1 protein-coding gene is annotated in these 563 nt (G+C 60.6%); it reads right to left on the bottom strand.

Annotated elements, in window-relative coordinates; translation table 11 throughout:
- The coding region (locus AB4Z32_RS27585; protein ID WP_442124997.1) for a hypothetical protein at positions 1-376 on the bottom strand (376 nt) is incomplete at its 3' end.
- Between the last annotated feature and the right edge of the window lie 187 nt (positions 377-563).

Here is a 563-nt window from a genome sequence, read left to right as displayed (position 1 = left end):
CGCCCAGGGCGTGCGCCAACAATGGATTGACCTTGCCGTTCACGGTGCCAAGGTAGTACAACACCAACCGGCGCCAGGCGGGAATAGAACCGCCCGACGCCGTCCAAATGAAATTACTGCACGTGAACTTGACTGTTCCGCCCGACTGGTTGAGCGTCACGCCTGTCAGCGCGCCGCCGCCAGTGCTGTAACCGTTGCCATTGGCGATTTCGTTGGCGGAGACATCTGCCCACACTTCGTCGGTACTGTTGGCCGGTGTCCACGCCGAGGAAACCAGAGCGGCGCGGAAGTTGGCAGTGTTCAGGGACAGGATCGCCGTGGCGTTGGCGATATTCAGTTTAGCTTTGTCAGGAATAATGAAAACGCCTGCGGCCATGGCCAGCTCCTGTGGTTAAACGATGTCTGCTGGCTTGGCCAGCGATTCGGCATAGGCCACGGCGGCCTCGTCAGCATCAACCACGCCGGTCAAAGAGTCGAGCTGCTCGGCATCGACTTCGACCACGTCGTTGACCTTGCCGAAAGCACCATCGACCAGCACGCGGGCGCGCACCTTGGTACCAGGC

The sequence above is a fragment of the Massilia sp. 2TAF26 genome, assembly GCF_052115005.1.
Lineage (GTDB): Bacteria > Pseudomonadota > Gammaproteobacteria > Burkholderiales > Burkholderiaceae_D > Telluria.
The sequence above is the reverse complement of the archived record's forward strand: the minus strand, read 5'-3'. Positions and strand labels throughout refer to the sequence as shown.